The sequence below is a fragment of the Escherichia sp. AM3 genome (genome assembly GCF_032029835.1).
GTDB lineage: Bacteria > Pseudomonadota > Gammaproteobacteria > Enterobacterales > Enterobacteriaceae > Escherichia > Escherichia coli.
Genome location: NZ_JAVUPQ010001194.1, coordinates 1 through 248 on the forward strand (window position 1 = coordinate 1; position 248 = coordinate 248).

Below are 248 nucleotides of genomic sequence, written 5' to 3' on the forward strand. Positions count from 1 at the left end.
ATGGTCGGCCATACCGCCATCGTTAACCGCCTGAAGTGGATGCAGGATCATTATCCACTGGCGGCGCATGACGTGGTGGCGCAGAAAACGCCGTGCAGCTTTGACGTGTCGGTGTGGGAGTTCTGGTGGCCGTTTATCGCCGGGGCGAAGCTGGTGATGGCCGAGCCGGACGCGCACCGCGATCCGCAGGCAATGCAGAGTTTCTTCGCGCAGTACGGCGTGACCACCACCCACTACGTGCCGTCGAT

The 248-nt window shown here is 62.1% G+C and carries 1 protein-coding gene; it reads left to right on the forward strand.

Annotated features, from left to right (window positions below):
- On the forward strand, positions 1-248 hold a 248-nt coding region (locus RTW80_RS30275), incomplete at both ends, for an AMP-binding protein (RefSeq protein WP_312721893.1).